Annotated in this window: 18 protein-coding genes; 14 read left to right on the top strand and 4 right to left on the bottom strand. The window is 70.4% G+C overall.

Annotation, left to right across the window (positions count from 1 at the left end; all coding sequences use genetic code 11):
- The first annotated feature begins 94 nt into the window (after positions 1–94).
- From BM076_RS06545 to BM076_RS06585, 9 genes are all read left to right on the top strand, one after another.
- Entirely contained in the window at positions 95–1,735 is a 1,641-nt protein-coding gene (locus BM076_RS06545) for a choice-of-anchor M domain-containing protein (RefSeq protein WP_093712415.1), read from the top strand.
- Between the two features lie 121 nt (positions 1,736–1,856).
- Positions 1,857–3,419 carry an anchored repeat ABC transporter, substrate-binding protein gene (locus BM076_RS06550; RefSeq protein WP_093712416.1) on the top strand — a complete coding sequence of 521 codons (1,563 nt, stop codon included), beginning with the start codon at positions 1,857–1,859 and terminating at the stop codon, positions 3,417–3,419.
- Positions 3,416–4,321: a TIGR03773 family transporter-associated surface protein gene (locus BM076_RS06555; RefSeq protein ID WP_245795794.1), complete on the top strand. Its 906-nt coding sequence runs from the start codon at positions 3,416–3,418 to the stop codon at positions 4,319–4,321. The genes BM076_RS06550 and BM076_RS06555 overlap by 4 nt, the downstream gene beginning before the upstream one ends.
- Positions 4,322–4,343: 22 nt before the next feature.
- Complete coding sequence (locus BM076_RS06560) at positions 4,344–5,081, top strand: anchored repeat-type ABC transporter ATP-binding subunit (protein ID WP_245795795.1); 738 nt, start codon at positions 4,344–4,346, stop codon at positions 5,079–5,081.
- Entirely contained in the window at positions 5,078–5,971 is an 894-nt protein-coding gene (locus tag BM076_RS06565) for an anchored repeat-type ABC transporter permease subunit (protein WP_245795796.1), read from the top strand. The genes BM076_RS06560 and BM076_RS06565 overlap by 4 nt, the downstream gene beginning before the upstream one ends.
- A 68-nt stretch (positions 5,972–6,039) precedes the next feature.
- Positions 6,040–6,480 (top strand): Fur family transcriptional regulator, encoded by a 441-nt coding sequence (locus BM076_RS06570; protein WP_093712417.1) that lies wholly within the window; start codon positions 6,040–6,042, stop codon positions 6,478–6,480.
- Between the two features lie 177 nt (positions 6,481–6,657).
- Positions 6,658–7,617: a metal ABC transporter solute-binding protein, Zn/Mn family gene (locus BM076_RS06575; RefSeq protein WP_093712418.1), complete on the top strand. Its 960-nt coding sequence runs from the start codon at positions 6,658–6,660 to the stop codon at positions 7,615–7,617.
- Between the two features lie 11 nt (positions 7,618–7,628).
- The gene (locus BM076_RS06580; protein WP_245795799.1) at positions 7,629–8,528 is read left to right on the top strand and encodes a metal ABC transporter ATP-binding protein; all 900 of its coding nucleotides are present in this window, start codon (positions 7,629–7,631) and stop codon (positions 8,526–8,528) included.
- The gene (locus BM076_RS06585; protein ID WP_093712419.1) at positions 8,525–9,406 is read left to right on the top strand and encodes a metal ABC transporter permease; all 882 of its coding nucleotides are present in this window, start codon (positions 8,525–8,527) and stop codon (positions 9,404–9,406) included. Before BM076_RS06580 ends, BM076_RS06585 begins: the two co-directional genes overlap by 4 nt.
- A 104-nt stretch (positions 9,407–9,510) precedes the next feature.
- Here the strand turns inward: BM076_RS06585 and BM076_RS06590 are convergent, their stop codons facing one another.
- Positions 9,511–10,509, bottom strand: a complete 999-nt coding sequence (locus BM076_RS06590; RefSeq protein WP_093712420.1) for a zinc-binding alcohol dehydrogenase family protein — start codon at positions 10,507–10,509, stop codon at positions 9,511–9,513.
- A 151-nt stretch (positions 10,510–10,660) separates the two neighbouring features.
- On the opposite strand from BM076_RS06590, the gene BM076_RS06595 reads away from it, so the two are divergent.
- Positions 10,661–11,233, top strand: coding sequence for a TetR/AcrR family transcriptional regulator (locus BM076_RS06595; protein ID WP_093712667.1), 573 nt, complete (start codon positions 10,661–10,663; stop codon positions 11,231–11,233).
- 153 nt (positions 11,234–11,386) lie between these two features.
- Here BM076_RS06595 and BM076_RS06600 read toward each other — a convergent pair whose 3' ends face one another.
- Positions 11,387–12,937, bottom strand: a complete 1,551-nt coding sequence (locus tag BM076_RS06600; RefSeq protein WP_245795801.1) for an FAD-dependent oxidoreductase — start codon at positions 12,935–12,937, stop codon at positions 11,387–11,389.
- A 29-nt stretch (positions 12,938–12,966) separates the two neighbouring features.
- Here BM076_RS06600 and BM076_RS06605 point away from each other — a divergent pair, with 29 nt between their 5' ends.
- The 3 genes from BM076_RS06605 (at position 12,967) to BM076_RS06615 (ending at position 15,463) form a co-directional block, all read left to right on the top strand.
- The gene (locus BM076_RS06605) at positions 12,967–13,572 is read left to right on the top strand and encodes a TetR/AcrR family transcriptional regulator (protein ID WP_093712422.1); all 606 of its coding nucleotides are present in this window, start codon (positions 12,967–12,969) and stop codon (positions 13,570–13,572) included.
- 233 nt (positions 13,573–13,805) lie between these two features.
- Positions 13,806–14,501 (top strand): TetR/AcrR family transcriptional regulator, encoded by a 696-nt coding sequence (locus BM076_RS06610; protein WP_093712668.1) that lies wholly within the window; start codon positions 13,806–13,808, stop codon positions 14,499–14,501.
- The gene (locus BM076_RS06615; protein ID WP_093712423.1) at positions 14,498–15,463 is read left to right on the top strand and encodes an aldo/keto reductase; all 966 of its coding nucleotides are present in this window, start codon (positions 14,498–14,500) and stop codon (positions 15,461–15,463) included. The genes BM076_RS06610 and BM076_RS06615 overlap by 4 nt, the downstream gene beginning before the upstream one ends.
- A 143-nt stretch (positions 15,464–15,606) precedes the next feature.
- Here the strand turns inward: BM076_RS06615 and BM076_RS06620 are convergent, their stop codons facing one another.
- Positions 15,607–16,155, bottom strand: coding sequence for a hypothetical protein (locus BM076_RS06620; protein WP_143120532.1), 549 nt, complete (start codon positions 16,153–16,155; stop codon positions 15,607–15,609).
- A gap of 157 nt (positions 16,156–16,312) precedes the next feature.
- The gene (locus tag BM076_RS06625; RefSeq protein ID WP_093712425.1) at positions 16,313–17,077 is read right to left on the bottom strand and encodes an SDR family oxidoreductase; all 765 of its coding nucleotides are present in this window, start codon (positions 17,075–17,077) and stop codon (positions 16,313–16,315) included.
- 188 nt (positions 17,078–17,265) lie between these two features.
- Between BM076_RS06625 and BM076_RS06630 the strand changes: the two genes are divergently transcribed.
- Positions 17,266–17,886 carry a TetR/AcrR family transcriptional regulator gene (locus BM076_RS06630; RefSeq protein ID WP_093712426.1) on the top strand — a complete coding sequence of 207 codons (621 nt, stop codon included), beginning with the start codon at positions 17,266–17,268 and terminating at the stop codon, positions 17,884–17,886.
- Positions 17,887–17,994 lie beyond the last annotated feature (108 nt).

The raw sequence follows: 17,994 nt of genomic DNA on the forward strand, positions 1-17,994 counted from the left end.
GCCCGTGGCCCGGTCCCCCGTCGAGGGAGGGACCGGGCCACGGACCGCCCGATCATCCCATCCCACCCACCCCGTGCAAGGAAGAGCGATCGCGATGAAGAACCCGACAGGACTTCGGGCCGCGGCGGCAGGGTCGGCTGTCGCGCTGATCTGGGTGGTGGCCGGCGGCGCCCACGCCGACGCGCCCTCCGACACCGCGGACGCCGCCCGGCATACGACCCCTGACGACGTCGTGCTCGCGCTGCGGGAGGGCGCGCTGGCGTTCCGTACGCCGCCCGCATCCCCAACCAACCCCGCGGACAAGGCCGTTGTGGACCTGTGGCTGGACTCCGCCGCGCGGACGACCGTCCCGGACGATCCGGGCTACGCCTTCCTCGGCGCGCCCGGCGAAACCCTGTGGCAGACCGGCGCCGCGCCCGGGGGACAGGGCGCCTGGTGGGACACCACCGAGGTCGCTCCCGGCGACCTCGGCCCGGACGGCGTCCACTGGTCGCTGTCCGAGGCCGACGGCCCCGGAGCAGTCGTCGTCTACGCCCCGGGGGACGCGACCGACGCCGGTACGGCCGCCGCTCCCACCGAACTGTTCAACAGCGCGGACGGCCTGCCCGACGCGAACGCGCTTCCGGCAGCGGCGTCGGGTCCGCTGGTGTGGGCCTTCACCCGCCCCGGCGACTACACCCTCACCCTCGACGCCACGGCCGAACTCGCCGACGGGAGCACCGTACGGACCACGGTGCGGCGCGCCGTCCGGGTCGGCGACACAGCGGCCCCGGCCGGCCCGTCGCCCTCCGCCGATCCCGGACCGTCCGGTCCGCCGGCCGCACGCGCGGCGCGGACACTGCAGGCCCCCGTCGCCTCCGACGCCTTGCGGTCCGCACCCGTGACCATCGGCGACGGCCACGTCGACGCGCTGGCGGGCCGGATCGTTGACGGCCGGCTCCGGCTGGTGTTCAAGGACAGCCGTGCCGCCGACGACATCGTGTGGCGGGAGCCGTCCTCGGTCGTCGTCCACGTCAACGACAAGGCGATCGAGCATGTCCCGGCGGGCTCCGCGTACTCCTTCCTCGGCAAGCCAGGGAGCGCCTTCTGGCTGATTCCCCAGGTGCAGAAGCCGGGTGTGGTGTGGGCCGGCTGGAACACCGAGGAACTGCGTCCGCCCGGTCTCAAGGGGCCGGTCGACCTGACGCTGACCTCGGTGTCGGGACCGGGTTCCGTCACCGTGTGGCAGACCGCGGGCCTCGGCGGCTCGCAGGTGATCTACAACAGCCGGGACGGCCTGCCCGACACGCAGAAGGTGAATCTCGGCGTCCACGCCCACGCCAACTGGGGATTCAGCGCCCGGGGGACGTACAAACTGACCTTCCGCCTGAAGGGCACGCCGGCGTCGGGGACGGCACAGACCGACACCCGGACGTACACCTTCACCGTCGGGGACGGTACGGCCGACGGGTCCTCCCCGGGCGGCACCGGAGGTACCGGCGGCACCGGCGGAAGCGGCGGGGGTACGGGCGGCGCTCCGTCCGGCGGACCCTCGTCCTCGGCGTCCGCCGCCGCTCCCTCGGCGACCGACGGCCCGCGGGGCCGGCAGGCGGCACCCGGCGGCAGCCTGGCGCACACCGGAGCCGACGGCACCCCCGCACTGGCGGCGGGCGCCGCGGCGCTGCTCACCGCCGGCGGCACCGCCGTATGGCTGACCCGCCGCACGAGCCGTCGGGCCGTGGGCTCCGGCAGGTGACCGGGACCTCCGCCCGCCGGGGCTCCCACCACCGGAACTCCTGCCACCTGGCCTCCCTCACCCGACCTCCTGCCACCCGACCTCCCGCCACATGACCGTTCTCATGACCTGGAGACCATTGATGCGTGCGCCCAGCCGCCTCGCCGGAGTCCTGGCCGCGACCCTCGTCGCGGGCCTGGCGCTCACGGCCTGCGATCCGGCAGGCAGCCCCGGGGGACGATCCGATGCCTCGCTGAAGGTCGTCACCACGACGGAGATCCTCGCCGATCTCGTCAAGCAGGTCGGCGGCGACCGGGTCTCCGTGGCCTCCATCGTGCCGCCCGGCGGAGACCCCCACTCCTACGAGCCGACCCCGCGCGACGCCGCGAAAGTCGCCGCCGCGGACGTCACCTTCACCAATCACCTGCTCCTCGAAGAGCACGCCCTGATCAAGACCATCGACTCCAACGCCCGCAAGAACACGCCCAATGTGTCGCTGGCCGAGGCGTCCGAGACGTACGGGGCCGACGTCATCCCGCTGGTGGAGAACATCGGTCTGGACGTGCTCTGGCTCGGGCTGCGCGTCCGCGGTGAGGGAACGGCGCTCGGCGCCACCCGCGCCTCCGACATCCAGCTGTCCGCCACCGCCGTGCGGGGCCCCGGCAGCCTGATCGCCTATCTGACGGAGTCCCTCGGGCAGCCGGTCGTCTATTTCGACTCCGCGGACGGCCTGGACGCCAAGGACACCACGACGCTGCCACCGGCCGCACACACCCACCTGAACTGGGCCTTCACCAAACCCGGCGTCTACCGGCTGACGCTCAAGGCCCGGCTGAAGAACCTCGACGGGCCGGCGCGCGACCTCGGCAGCGGCACGTTCACCTTCGCCGTCGGCGTCGACCCGCACACCGTGGCCGGACCGCGGACCACCATCCTGGACAACGGCCACACCGACCTCACCGTCGATCTCGACACCGGCGCGCTGTCCGCGTTCACCGACCTGCGGACCAAGGGCCGTACGCAGGAGGAGATACCGCCGGACGACGTCGTCATCGACGTCCCCAACAAGGCGCTCGAACACGTCCCGGGCGACAAGGCGTTCTCCTTCCTCGGCACCCCGGGCGCGGAGATCCACCAGCTGCCGCAGGCCGTACTCGGCAAGCATGTGCACGGCGAGATCGACCCGCACCTGTGGCAGGACGCGGAGAACACCAAGGCGTACGTCCAGCTGATCCGCGACACCCTCAAGAAGCAGGATCCGGACGGCGCGGCTGTCTACGACCGCAACACCCTTACGTACGAGGCCGAGTTGGACGACCTGGACGCGTATCTCACGCGCAGGATCGGCGGCATACCGGCGGACCGGCGCCAACTCATCACCACGCACGATGCGTTCGGCTACCTCGCCAAGGCGTACGGCATGACGGTCGCCGGCTTCGTCGTACCGAACCCCGCGCAGGAACCCAGCGCCGACGACGTCCAGCGGCTCACATCCACCATCCGCAACCTTCACGTACCGGCCGTGTTCATGGAACCCAACCTCGCGCAGCGCGCCACCGTCCTCACCCAGGTGGCCAAGGACCAGCACGTCAAGGTCTGCACCCTGTACGGCGACGCCTTCGACTCCCACGTCCGCCACTACCTGGACATGATGCGGCACAACGCCGACGAACTCGTCTCCTGCCTGGGCGGAGCCGCCCGGTGAACCCGCTCCGCCCACGGCCGCGGCGTACGACAGCCGCAGCACTGCTGCTCGCCCTCTGCGTCGTCGGCACCGGCGCACTCCCCGCGCGGGCGGAGGGGCCCGTGCCCACCGCCACCGGCCGCACCGTGATCTCCGACGGCCACATCGACATGGGCCCCCGCCTCGACCACGGCCGCTGGATCATCGGCATCCGCGACGACAGCGGACCCTCACCGGTGTGGCGCGACCCGGACGACACGGTCCTGCAAGCCGTCGACGCCGCCGCGGTCACCGTCCCCGCCGACAAGAGATTCTCCTTCCTCGGCCGGGCCGGCAACCAGGTCTGGCTGCTGCCGCAGGTCCAGCAACAGGGGGTGCTGTGGCCGGGCTGGAACAGCCAGGACCCCAGCATCGTCCACACCGTCGACCGAGAGGTCACCTGGAAACTCGAAAGCGTCCGTGGGCCGGGCAGATTCCTGCTCTTCGTCAACGAGAGTTTCGGGACGCCGACGATCCTCTTCGACACCGCCAGGCGGCTGCCGCAGGAGACCGGCATCGACATCAACAGCCACGTCCACGGCAACTGGGCGTTCAGCGCGCCGGGTACGTATCTGCTCGGCATCCGCATGAGCGCGCGGTCGCTGAGCGGAACGGCCTACGACACCCGAGCCACCCTGCGCCTGTCCGTCGGCCCGCAGGACCCCCGGCTCGCCTTCGCCACCGAGAAACCCGCCACCGCCCCGACCACCGCCTCGACGGCGCCCACCGCCGGCGCGAGCGGCTCGTCGGACGGCGGGATGTGGATCGCCGACGGCTGCGCGGCGGTTCTCCTCTCGGTCGGCTGCGCCGTCCTGCTGGTGCGCCGCCGCCGTACGACCGCGTCCGCGGTTCCCGCAACGGATCTGGAGGAGCCGCGTGTCTGAACCCGGCGCATCCCACGGCCTGTTGAGCATCCGATCGCTGTCCGTACAGCTGGGCGGCCGGGACGTGCTGCACGATGTGCGGCTTGACGTGTCCGGCGGCGAACTGGTCGGCCTGATCGGTCCCAACGGCGCCGGGAAGACCACGATGCTGCGCTGTGTCCTCGCGCTGCTGCCCCACCACGGCGGGACCATCACGCTGGACGGGGAGCCACCTGTCAAGCGGCGCGGCACCATCGGCTACGTGCCCCAACGCCATGAATTCGCCTGGGACTTCCCCACATCCGTGGAGAAGGCGGTGATGAGCGGAAGGGTCCACCGCGTCGGCTGGCTGCGCCGTCCGGGCGCGGCGGACCGGGACGCGGTCGCCCAGGCGCTGGAACGTGTGGACATGACCGGCCTGCGCCGCCGCCCGATCGGGGAACTGTCCGGCGGCCAGCGCCAGCGGGTCCTGGTCGCCCGCGCCCTGGCACTCGACCCGCGACTCCTGCTGCTGGACGAACCGTTCACCGGACTCGACGTCCCCACCCAGGAACTGCTCACCGCCCTGTTCGGACAACTGCGCCAGGAGGGCAAGGCATTGCTCATGACGACGCACGACCTGCCGGCCGCCGCCGCGATGTGCACCCGGCTGTGTCTGCTCAACCGGACCGTCGTGGCCGACGGCCACCCCTCGGACCTGCGGGACCCCGACATCTGGCTGCGCGCCTTCGGCGTCACGCGATCCGACCAGCTCCTGCACTCCCTGGGTGTGATCCGGTGAACGGCCTGCTCGGTTACCTGGCCGATCCCTGGCAGCACGTCTTCATGCAACGGGCCTTCCTCGTCGCCGCGATGTCCGGCATCGTCTCCGGCGTCATCGGCACCCATGTCGTCCTGCGCGGCATGGCCTTCATCGGCGACGCGGTCTCCCACGCCGTCTTCCCCGGTGTCGCCATCGCCTTCGTCCTGCACACCAGCCTGGTGATCGGTGGCGCCGTCACCGGACTGCTCACCGCGATCGCGGCCGCGGTCTTCTCCCAGAACCGCCGCCTGAAGGAGGACAGCGTCATCGGCGTGTTCTTCGCCGCCGCCTTCGGCCTGGGCATCGTCGTCCTGAGCACCGCGCCCGGCTACAGCGGTTCGCTGGAGTCCTTCCTCTTCGGCCAGATCCTCGGCATCAGCGACCGCGACGTCACCACCGTCGCGGTGACCGGCGCCGTCCTGCTGGCCGCCGCGCTGCTGCTCCACAAGGAACTCGTCGCGGTCAGCCTCGACCGCGAGACGGCGCGTGCGCTGGGCCTGCCCGTCTTCGCCCTCGACCTGGTGCTGTACGCGCTGGTCACCATCACGGTGGTCATCTCGCTCCAGGCCGTCGGCAACGTCCTGGTGCTCGCCCTGCTCATCACACCGGCGACCTGCGCCCGGCTGCTGACCGACCGCATCGGCGTGATGATGCTGCTGGCGCCGGCCATCGGCACGCTGTCCGCGGTCGTCGGGCTGTACCTGTCGTACACCTACAACCTGGCGGCCGGCGGTCTGATCGTCCTCGTCGCCACCGGGGTGTTCGTCGCCTGCTGGTTCCTGGCCCCCCGTCACGGACTCCTGGCGGGCCTGCGCCGCAGAAGGAGCGTCGGCCCGGCCGCCCGACGCCCGGCGGCGGTGGGGTCGTAGGTCACGCAATGGTAATGATTTTCATATGTAGTTGTTTATGGAAGTCGTTTCCATTTAGCGTAGCCGACATGGACCGTGCCGGCCCGACGAGCCCTTCCGAAGCGGCGCCCTTTGGCCGTCGCACCCAGCAAAGAGCCACCGTGCTGGCCGCGTTGATCCGTGCCGCCGACTTCACAAGTGCCCAGAATCTGCACCAGCGCCTGGTCGAGGCGGGGGAGCGCGTGGGTCTGAGCACCGTCTACCGGACGCTGACCGCGCTCGCCGACGCGGGCCGCGCCGACGTCGTCCGCGAGCCCGGTGGGGAACGCCTCTTCCGGTACCGGCCGAGTCAGGAGCACCGGCACTACCTGCTCTGCCGGATCTGTGGTCTGGGGATGCCCGTCGACGCCGAGGCGGTCGAGGTGTGGGCCGCCCGTACCGCCGCCACCTCGGGCTATGCCGATGTCCAGCACACCGTCGAGCTCACCGGTACATGCCCCGCCTGTGCGGGCGGGGATCACTCTTCGTAGCCGGTAAGTCGCTGTTCCCGGAGGCGGGCGTCAAAATTTGGCAACGATTTTCATGTTGCCGTGAGATCGCTATGGTGGCGATATTCATTTCCATCTAGCGTGGTCGCTGTCCGGTGTCGGCCGAGCCGAGCCGACTACCAGCGCATACGTTTCGTTCGACCAGTCGTGGAGGACCCCATGCACCCGTCCCCGTCCCGCAGCCTGGCGCTCGTCGCCGGCGCCTCCTTGGTCCTGCTGGCCGGTTGCGGCAGCTCGTCGGACTCAGGAAGCGACAGCCCGTCCGCCTCGGCCTCGGCTTCCACCGCCACCTCTTCCGCTGCCTCCGCGGCGAAGATCTCCGTGGTCGCCTCGACCAACGTCTACGGGGACATCGTCGGGCAGATAGGCGCCGACAAGGTCGACGTCACCTCGATCATCAGCGACCCCGACCAGGACCCGCACTCGTACGAGGCCAACACCCAGAACCAACTCGCCCTGTCCAAGGCGAAGGTCGTCATCGAGAACGGCGGTGGCTACGACGACTTCATCGACCGGATGCTGAAGAGCGGCAACTCCTCCGCCGAGGTGATCAACGCCGTCAAGATCTCGGGCAAGACCGCCCCGAAGGGCGGCGAACTCAACGAGCATGTCTGGTACGACTTCCCCACCGTCGGCAGACTCGCCGACACCATCGCCGCCGCACTTGGCAAGGCCGACCCGGCCGACGCCGCCACGTTCACCGCGAACGCCGCAACGTTCAAGTCCAAGCTCATGCCGCTGGAGGCGAAGGAAGCGGAGATCAAGAAGGAACACAGCGGCGAGGGCATCGGTATCACCGAGCCGGTTCCGCTGTACATGACCGACGCGAGCGGCCTGGTCAACAAGACGCCCGGGGAATTCAGCGAGGCCGTCGAAGAGGGCAGCGACGTCTCCCCGAAGGTGCTGCAGGAGACCCTCGACCTGTACAGCGGCAAGCAGGTCAAGGCGCTGGTCTACAACGCACAGACCTCCGGCCCGCAGACGGAGAAGGTCAAGAACGCGGCCAAGGCCGCTGGGATCCCCGTGGTGCCCGTGACCGAGACCCTGCCCGACGGCAAGGACTACCTCGGCTGGATGACGGCGAACGTCGACGCGCTCGCGAGCGCGCTCGCCAAGTGAGACGAGCGGCTGTGGCTCCCGTACCCCTGGCCCGCCGGACCGGATCCGGCGCGCCTGACGACAGCACACCGCTGCTCAGCCTGCGCGGCGCCGCCGTCTCCTACGGTGAGCGAACGGTGTGGCAGGGACTCGATCTCGATGTGCGGTCCGGTGAATTCCTGGCCGTGCTGGGACCGAACGGATCGGGCAAGACGAGCCTGGTGCGTGCCCTGCTGGGGCGGCAGCCGCTCTCCGCCGGCACCCTCACCGTCCTCGGCCGGCCGGCCGGGAGAAGCGGCCGGCACATCGGCTACATACCGCAACAAGCCGCGCTGTCCGCCCAGGCGATGCTGCGCGCCCGCGACCTCGTGCGCTTCGGCATGGACGGACACCGCTTCGGGCCACGGCCGCGCAGCGGCGCGATCCGCCGCCGGGTGGACGACATTCTCGCCTCGGTCGGAGCGTCGTCCTACGCCGACGTCCCCCTCGGCATGCTCTCCGGCGGCGAGCGGCAGCGCGTACGGATCGGCCAGGCCCTCGCCACCGACCCGCGGATCCTGCTGTGCGACGAGCCGTTGCTCTCCCTGGACCTCAACCACCAGCGGGCCGTCACCGAACTCGTGGACGCCCGGCGCCGCTCCCACGGCACCGGAGTCGTCTTCGTCACCCACGAGATCAATCCCGTACTCGGCCTGGTGGACCGGGTGCTGTACCTGGCACGGGGCGGCCACCGGATCGGGACACCGGAGGAGGTCCTGTCGTCCGAGTCACTGTCGGAGCTGTACGGCACCCAGGTCGACGTGCTGCGCGTACGCGGCCGGGTCCTGGTCGTCGGGGCGCCGGACGAGATCGCCCCACCGCACCACGACCCCGCCCATGACCCCGCCCACGAGGCGGCCGCATCCCCCACGATCGACGGAGTCCGGCCATGACGCTCGCCGACGGGATCTGGCACCAGATCTTCGCCTTCGACAACTACGGCGAACTGCTGGCCCTGGTCCGCAACTCGCTCATCGCCGGCGCCGCGCTCGGCCTGGTCGGCGGCCTGGCCGGGGTGTTCGTCATCATGCGCGACCTGCCCTTCGCCGTGCACGGCATCAGCGAGCTGTCCTTCGCGGGCGCGTCGGCGGCGCTCCTGATGGGGGTCAACATCGTGGCGGGCTCGATCGTCGGCTCGCTCGTGGCGGCGGGGGCGATCGGCATCCTGGGCGCCCGGGCACGTGACCGCAACTCGGTGATCGGCATCCTCATGCCCTTCGGGCTCGGCCTCGGAGTCCTCTTCCTGGCCCTCTACAAAGGCCGGGCGGCCAACAAATTCGGGCTTCTCACCGGGCAGATCGTCGCCGTCGACACCCCCGAGATGACGTGGCTGCTCGGCACCTCCGCCCTCGTCCTCGTCGTCCTGACCCTCATCTGGCGCCCACTGGCCTTCGCCAGCGCCGACCCGGACGTCGCCGAGACCCGCGGCGTACCCGTACGCACGCTCTCCCTCGTCTTCATGCTCGTGCTCGGACTCACCGTGGCGCTGTCGGTGCAGATCGTCGGCGCGCTGCTGGTCCTCACCCTCATCGTCACCCCCGCCGCGGCCGCCGCCCGCGTCACCGCCTCACCGGTTCTGCTGCCGGTCCTCAGCGTCGTCTTCGCCGTCGCCTCGATCGAGGGCGGCATCCTCCTCGCGCTGGGCAGCAGCATCCCGATCAGCCCGTACGTGACGACGATCTCCTTCACCATCTACGTCATGTGCAGAGCCGCGGGCCGCTATCGGACGCGGCGATGGGGCGCCCGGAGCACCACCCCGCAGACCGCGTGACGACCAGGGAAGGGGGCAGCGGCCGGACGTTTCCGTAGCAGGAACGCCGGACCGGGCAATCGGTTGATCGTGAGGCGGCCCAGAGGCCATGGGGACAGCTTCGGTCACCGGCCCGTGACGACCACTTTGCCGATCGTGCGTCCGCTCTCCACCAGTGCGTGGGCCTGGCGGAGGTTTTCCGGTGTGAGTCCGCTGATCTCCCTGGTCAGAGTGGTCCGCAGGTCGCCGGCCTCGAACATCGCCGCGGCGCGGTCGAGGATGTCCCGCTGGGCGCTGATGTCGTGGGTTCCGTAGAAGCTGCGGGTGAACATCCACTCCCAGTGCCAGCTGATGCTCTTGCGCATCAGCGGCTGAAGGTCGAGGCCGGCGTGCCCGTCGATCGCACAGATCTCGGCGAAGGCTTTGCCGATCTTGGCGTAGTTCTCGACGTTGTTCTTCGAGTAGGGGCTGAAGATGTAGTCCACGCCGTCCGGCACCTGCGCCAGTGCGTTGGAGACGAAGTCACCGCTGTGATCGACCACGGCGTCGGCTCCCAACGCGGAGGCCCATGCGCGGGATTCCTCGCGCGAGGCGGTGGCGATCACGGTCATGCCGGTCAGTTTCTTGGCCAGCTGGATCAGCATCGACCCGACTCCGCCGGCCCCGGCGACCACCAGCAGTGTGCCGGTGCTGGTGGAGGTCAGTTTGAACTTGTCGAACATGGCCTCCCACGCGGTGATCGTGGTCAGCGGCACGGCGGCAGCTTCCGCCCACGTCAGGTTGGCGGGCTTGCGCCCGACGATCCGTGAGTCGACCGCGTGATACTCCGCGTTGCTCCCCGGGCGGCTCACGTCGCCCGCGTAGTAGACCTCGTCGCCGACGGCGTACCCGGACGCTTCGGGGCCGAGTGCGACGACCGTCCCCGCGGCGTCGAAGCCCAGCACGGTCGGTTCGCCGGTATCGGGCGCGGAAGCGCGGCGCGTGACGTCGGCAGGATTCACCGAGACCGCGGCGACCCGGACGAGAATGTCGTGGGGGCGCAGAACAGGAAGAGCCATTTCCACGTTCACCATGCTCTCGGGATCAGCGACGGGAAGTCCCCGATAAGAGCCGATCGCGGTCATGGAGGCGGGGAGTCGCACAGCGTTCGACATGCGGGAGAGATTAGCCGCCCGTCGATGCTGCCCGCAAGATAATCCGGCCTTTCTTATGCGCGAATCCTGCGAGGTGAGGGCCGCGTTGCCCTCATGTTTGTAGTGGCGTTACATTATGGCGATGCCACGGAACAAGGCGGGTTCGGTCCGCGAACGACTGCTTGCCGCCGCCTTCGAGATCGCCACGCGTGACGGTGTCGACGCGGTGTCCACTCGGGCGGTCTGCGCCGACGCCGGTGTTCAGGCGCCTTCGCTCTACCACTATTTCAGCGACCGGGCGGGACTGATCCGCGCCGTGGTGGATATGGCGTTCGAGGAGTATTTCCACCGTAAAGACGCCTCGGCGTTGACGGACGCCGCGGACCCGCGCGCACGCGTCGCGGCCGGATGGGACGCGCACATCGCATTCGCGCTCGCCTATCCGGGCCTCTATCCGGCGATGTATCCGACATCGGGTCCGCTGTCCGGACAGGTTCAGCAAAGCGGCGCGCTGCTGCGCGCCGGGTTCGACGAGTTGGAACAGGCGGGCGCCCTTCAGCCCGGGGTCACTGCGGAGGTGGCGGCGGACGCGCTTCGCGCGGCTCTCCGCGGTGTCGCCCTGGCTGTCGTCGCGGACCCCGGGAACGAAGCGATATCCCCTGTCGTGCGGGACGCGCTCGTCCAGGCGCTCGTCGCAGACCGGGCGCATGCCTGACCTTCCGCTGGCCCAGGCCCAGGCCCAGGCCCAGGCCCGGAGCCGGCCCGGGCCCGTACCGGCCGGCGATCCGACCGATGGAACGACCACCCACGACCACGCCGTGCGAGCGGCGCACCGCGGCCGGTGTCGACGGCCGATCCCCGCGGTGTGTCAGGCGACCTCACGGATGCCGTTCCCGGCGAGGCAGTCCGACACTGCCGCGGCGTCGCCGGTGTCGGAGATCAGCGCGATGTACCCGTCGGGGCGGATCAGCACGAGGGTGCGGTCCGTCGCGCCGTACGCGGCGGCGAGGTGGCCCTCGGTGTCGGCGATCTCGCCGGGGCCCGCCGGTTGCGTGACCACGCGGAGGGCGCCGGGGACGGCCGCATCGCCGAAGTCCAGCACCGTGAAGCGCCCACCGCGAAGCAGGTCGAACAGCCGGAGTTCCCCGTCCACCGTGGTCAAGCCGGTCGCGTCCGGTGCGCGGTCGCCGGCCCGCAGCGAGGCGGTGTCGTCGCGATCATCACGCGCCAGGGCCGAACCGCGGTAGTTCACCCCCAGTTGCAGCGTGCTCGCGTCCCGGCGGGTGGAAATTCCCTTGTCGCGCATCGTCTGCTGAAGGCGGGCGTTCGACAGGGCGAGCACGTCGGCCGCCACCGGCCGCCGCTCGGCCTCGTAGGTGTCCAGCAATGCCGATGGCGCCCCGTGGAGGACGGCGGCGAGCTTCCAGCCAAGATTGTGCGCGTCCTGGATGCCGGTGTTCATGCCCTGCCCGCCGGCCGGTGAATGGATGTGCGCCGCGTCGCCCGCGAGGAACACGCCCCCCTCGCGGTAACGGTCGGCGAGGCGGATGTTGGCACGCCACAGCGAAGCCCACTCCGGCGCGCGCAGCCGGACGTCGGTCCGTCCGCTGCGCCGGTCGAGGATTGTCTGCAGGTTCGCCGGGCTCAACTCCGGATCCTGACCGGGGGCGATGCTCGCCTGGTACTGGAACACCCCGGTCGACGGCAGCGGACACAGCGTGACCAGCCCTTCCTCGTGCCGCCACATGTGCCAGGCGTCGCGGTCGAGCCCGTCGACCTCGAGATCCGCGACGATCATGCGCAGCTCTTCCCGGGTCTCGCCTTCGAACGCGATCCCGGCCTGCTTGCGGACCACGCTGTGGCCGCCGTCGCAGCCGACCAACCACCGCACGGCGACCGTCTCCGTACCGCCCTCCGCGGCCAGCACAGCCGTCACCGTGCCATCGGACAGCGTGAAGCTCTCCAGCGCGGTGCCGAACTCGACCGTGCCGCCCAGCTCGGCCAACCGCAGCCGCAGCGCCTCCTCGATCCGCCACTCCGGCGTCAGCAGGCTCGTCGTGTACGGGATGTCGGGTCGGTCCCTCAGCTCTTCCGGCTCGCCGCCGCCCGTCGTGACCGCACCGTCGGGTGCGACGGACCGCAGCGGCATCGCCATCCGGCCGTGCGCCAGTACGCGGTCCACCACGCCGATGCTGTCGAACACCTCCAGCGTGCGCGGCTGCACGCCCTTGCCCCGCGATCCCGGCTGTGGGCCGGGAGCCGCCTCGACCAGGCGCACCGGCACGCCCCGGCCTGCCAGCTCGCACGCCAGCATCAGCCCGGTCGGGCCCGCTCCAACGATCAGCACCTGCGCCTGGCGCACCATGTCAGCCCCTAAGAAAGGAATCACTTCTTTAAGTAGCGTACGACGCGTTGCCAAGAAAGGAAAGCCTCTCTACCGTGTGGTGGATGGTCACCACGGACACCCCGCGCCGGCGCCGGGGCGCCGCACTGGAGTCAGCGCTGCTCGCGGCGACCTGGGTCGAGCTGGTCGAAACCGGATACGCGCGGTTGACCATGGGCTCGGTCGCCGAGCGGGCCCGCACCAGCGAAGCCGTGCTGTACCGCCGCTGGGCCAACAAGGACGAACTCGTACTCGCCGCGTTCGAGCACCACCGCAGGGCCAATCCCGTGCCGGACCCCGACACCGGCTCCTTGCGCGGCGACCTGATCGCTCACCTGACCGCGCTGAGCCACGCCATGGCGGGCTACTTCGCCATCGCCATGGCGACGGTGTTCTCCGGTCTGGCGACCGGAGCCGGGCTCACGCTCGCCGAGGGGCGGGACAAGGTCATGGCGGCCCAGCAATTGCCCCAGGTCCGACCGCTGTACCAGCGCGCTCACGACCGCGGCGAACTCGACCTCGCCCGCGTCCCGCCCGCGGTGCTGGCCCTGCCGTTCGACCTGCTGCGACACGATCTGCTCATGAACACCGAGCCGCCCTCGGCGGACCGCATCCATTCGATCGTGGACGAACTCTTCCTGCCGCTGCTGCGGAGCCGGCACGAGCACTGACCTCCGCCGGCGCGCCTGGCCCCCTTGGTGTCCTCGGCGGAATCGGTGCGCGCCGCGCGCGACCGCCCGCACGTACTTCCCGCACGCGAAGCCCGGGCGCGCCGTCTCGGACCCGCGTCGGCCGACGAGGGAATCCCCATCCCTGCCCCGCACGCCGTCCGGTCGCTGCCGGCGGAGCGACAGTACCTGTACCGACGATAATCAGCACCGCTACTCTGGTGTACCGTCAGTACATGACGTCAGGTCGTGACCGTTTGATCGAGGCCGCAACGCGCCTGCTGACCGAGTCGCCGGATCGCGAGCCGAGCAATCGCGAACTGTGCGACGCGGCGGGAGTCGCCGCTCCATCGCTCTACCATCACTTCGGGACGAAGGAAGGGCTGCTCGACGCGGTCGTCGACCGAGCGTTCGGCGCTTATCTCAAGCGGAAGCGCGGGATGCTCCGCACGGGCGATCTTGTCGCCGACTTCGCGGCGGGCTGGGACCTGCACATCGAGTTCGGGGTACAGAACCCGGTCCTCTACGCCCTCATGTACGGGACCCGGGCGACGAGCAGTGCCGCGCGGACCGCGGATGACCGTCTCAGGAAAGCACTGCACGGACTTCGTGACGCGGGCCTGCTGCGAATCGACGTCGATACGGCGGCGGCGATGACCACGGCCATGGCCGTCGGCTGCGTCACGCAGCTCAACCGCGAGCGCCGCCGCGCCGACGACCCGTTCGCAACCGCGATGCGCAGCACCCTCCTTGAGACGGTCACGGGCCTCCCCGCGTCTCCCTCCGAACCCGAGTTCGCCGCCCGCGCGCTCGTCGCTCATCTGGAAGCCACCTCGGAGGGCTTCACCGCTCCCGAACGCGCGCTGTTCCAGCAATGGCTCCGGACCATCGCCGACACCACCCGAACCGTCCAGGACGGACAGCACCAATGACGGACTCGACCCCGCCCCAACCCTTCGACCCCGCTTTCAGGCTCGGCGGTGCCGACGCCGTACCCCGTATCGGATACGGGGCCATGCAGCTCGCCGGCCCCGGCGTCATCGGGCTCCCCGAGGACCCGAACGCCGCGATCAGACTCCTGCGGCACGCCGTCGAGGCCGGTGTCCGCTTCTTCGACACGGCCAACGCCTACGGACCGCGCACCGTCAACCAGCTCCTCGGCCGCGCACTGAGCCCTTTCCGCGACGAGGTGATCATCGGCAACAAAGTCGGCGCGACCCGCGGCCCTCGCGGTGAATGGCTCACCGACAGCCGCCCCGAGACGATCCGCGCCCAGGTCGAGGACGCGCTTCTCGACCTGCGCACCGAGACCAGCCCGCTGACGTATCTGCGGCTGTGGGGTGACAGCCCCGACCGCGCCGGCGCGATCGGCCGGGACGTCCCGCTCGAGGACTCCCTCGGCACCCTGGTCGAGCTTCGGGACGAGGGGAAGATCCGGCACATCGGCGTCTCGGGCGCCGGCCCCGAGCTCCTTGACCGTGCTCGTGGGATCACGCCGATCGCGGCCGTGCAGAACCGGTACAACCTCATCGACCGCTCCGGCGTTGAAGTCCTCGACGACTGCGAGGCGCACGGAACCGCGTTCGTCCCCTATTTCCCCCTGGCCACCGGCCAACTTGCCGAACTCGACGCGCTCGCGCGTCCGGCGACGCGGCTCAATGTGTCGCCCGCCGTGATCGCGCTCGCCTGGCTGCTGCGCCGCTCGCCCGTCATCGTCCCGATCCCGGGAACCACATCCGCCGCCCACCTCGACGACAACCTGACCGCGACCGCGGTCGCCGCGGAGCTGACCGAAGACGAACTGACGGCGCTCACCGCCGCGGAGGACGAGCGCACGGCGCGAGTCTCACTGATGCCCCAGCGCATGCTCGACGCACTTCGCCGCACACGCTGAACCCGCACTCCTCCGAGTCGTTATGGGGCCGCGGGCGGAGAACCGGGGGAGCGGAGCTTGCCGCGGTGCTGGCTGCCCACTGTGCGGGCAGCCACCGACCCGGACACCCGCAGCTGTCCGCGCCACTGTTGAAGGGGCCGACGTCAGCCGAGGTCGTTCTCCAGCTCGGCGAGCAGTCGCCGGCCGCAGGCTCCGGGGCCGTCCACGAGATCGACGAATTCGGCGGTCAGCGCGAGCGCGGCTGTCATGGCATGGTGCTCGCCTTCGGGGACGGGGCCGAACTCGTCGCGCCAGGTGAGGAGATCGGTGTGTCCGGCCATGGCGAGGCCGACGACCTTGTGCACCATCGGCAGATCCGCCGCCTCGACCAGGTCGGGCCACGTCTCGGTCAAGCCGGTGAGCTTGTCCGCCAACGTCTTCGTGAAGCTGCTGACCAGATGTGCGCGGCGATCCGCGGCAGGACCGGTGCCCATGCTGCGGACGGCTTGGCCGAGGAGTACGACGGTGCCGCGACCGAGCTGGTCTGAACCGTACCGGACGGTCGCTTCCGCGATCCGTGAGACAGCGTCCGCCGCTTCTTTGACGCCGTAGCCGGAGTCGGCCGTCGTGTCGAAACCCGCCCGGACGACGCACGCCTGATCCCAGGCGGCGAGCATCGCACCGACCTCAACTCGCGATCCTGTAGCGGCCATGGTGACAGACTAGGCGGTGCCCGGGGCCGGAACCGTCGAGCACATCGTTGAGGGAATGCGCGGGCACGTTCGCGGTCAGGGCGTGAGCGCGGTTGCGCCACGGTGGGGGACACCGGACCAGCCGTCACGGAGGGGAGCCGCGGCCGCTGACGCCGCGTCAGAACGGCTGGTCGGTCGGGCGGATGACGATTTCGTTGATGGCCCGGCGGCGCGGACTGGTGGCGACGTACGCGATGGCGTCGGCGATGTCCTCGGGGTGGAGCTTCTCGATGCCCGCGAACAGCTTCTCGTCGCTCTCCTGGACCTGCGGCTGCTGGTGGCCGAACAGTTCGGTGTCCACGGCGCCGGGGCCGATCACGGCGAAACGTACGTTGCGCTGCGTGTACTCCTGCCGCCAGGCGTCCGTCGCCGCGGTGACGCCGAATTTCGTGGCGTTGTAGATCGCCACGGTCGGCGCGGTGTTGCGGCCGGCCACCGAACTGATGTTGATCACGTCGGCGACCTTCCGGTCGGCGGTCTCGGCCGCCTTCAGCAGATGCGGCAGAGCGGCCTTGGTGAGGTACATCAGCCCCTTGAGGTTGACGTCCACCATCCGGTCCCATTCCTCGACCGTGGCGGCGACCGAGTCGCCGTTGAGCATCACCCCGGCGGCGTTGACCAGGATGTCGAGCCGTCCGAAGCGGTCGACGACCTCGTCGACGACACCGGCCGCCGCCCGGGGAGCGGTGATGTCGGCGGTCACCGCCAGCGCCCGGCCCCCGGTGCCCTCGATGTCCCGGGCGAGTTCCTCGGCCCGGTCACGGCGGCGGGCGACCAGTGCGACCGCGGCGCCCTCCTCGGCCAGCCGCAGTGCGGCCGCACGGCCGATTCCGCTGCTGGCGCCGGTGACGACCGCGACCGTGGCACGCAGTTCCGCAGACATAGTCCGCTCCTCCATCGAGTCCATCAAGACGAATGCACAGGTCCCACTGATGTAGGAGACCTCTCACATTGAATGTAAGAGCAGTCTTGCATTGAGTCAAACCCCGGGGTGCGGGACACTGGTGTCGCACCGGGTCGGTCCGCGGTATCGATGTAAGATTTGTCTTACATCGGCGAGAGGGGCTGCGGGTGCCCAAGCGGAGCACGTACCACCACGGTGATCTCAAGGCGGCGCTGGTCACGACCGCCCTGCAAGTGATCGCCGAGCAGGGCATCGGCGCGCTGTCCGTCGCCGAGGCCGCGCGGCGGGCGGGCGTCAGCGGTGGGGCTCCCTACCGCCACTTCGCCAGTCGTAAGGATCTGCTGATCGGATGCGCCGTGTCCGCCGCGCGGCAACTGGCGGACGAGCTGAAATCGGCGGTCGGGGCCGAGGCGGGTGCGGATCCCGCTGAAACCACTGCTGCCGCGGCGGCGGCCTATGCGCGGTTCGCGGCGCGCAACGGCTCCGGCTTCGACCTGATCTTCGCCGGGGAACTCCAGGACGCCGGCAGTCAGGAACTGCTGGACGCCGGCCGCGATGTGATGGACGCCCTGCTGCCGGGCGCCCTGGCCGTCACCGGCGGTGACGCGAAGCAGGCCCTCGAACTGCTGGAGCGCCAGATCGCCGCGGCCCACGGCTACGCGGCTCTGCTGCGAAGCGGCTTCCTCGCGCGGCGGCACGCCACCGTGGACGACATCTCCGCGCAGGCGGCGGCGATCGCCCGCAGCCTCTCCGGCGACGCCCAGCAGGAAGCCCCCACCGCGCCCTGACCGGCACACCGCCTTCGAGGTCCCGCTCTCCTCGCCGGGTACGGCACGCCGCGGTGGCGGAGGCCATCACCTGCCGGAGGCAGCGGGAGCCGGCGGTCCACCGTTGAT

Source organism: Actinacidiphila alni (genome assembly GCF_900112845.1).
Classification (GTDB): Bacteria; Actinomycetota; Actinomycetes; order Streptomycetales; family Streptomycetaceae; genus Actinacidiphila; species Actinacidiphila alni.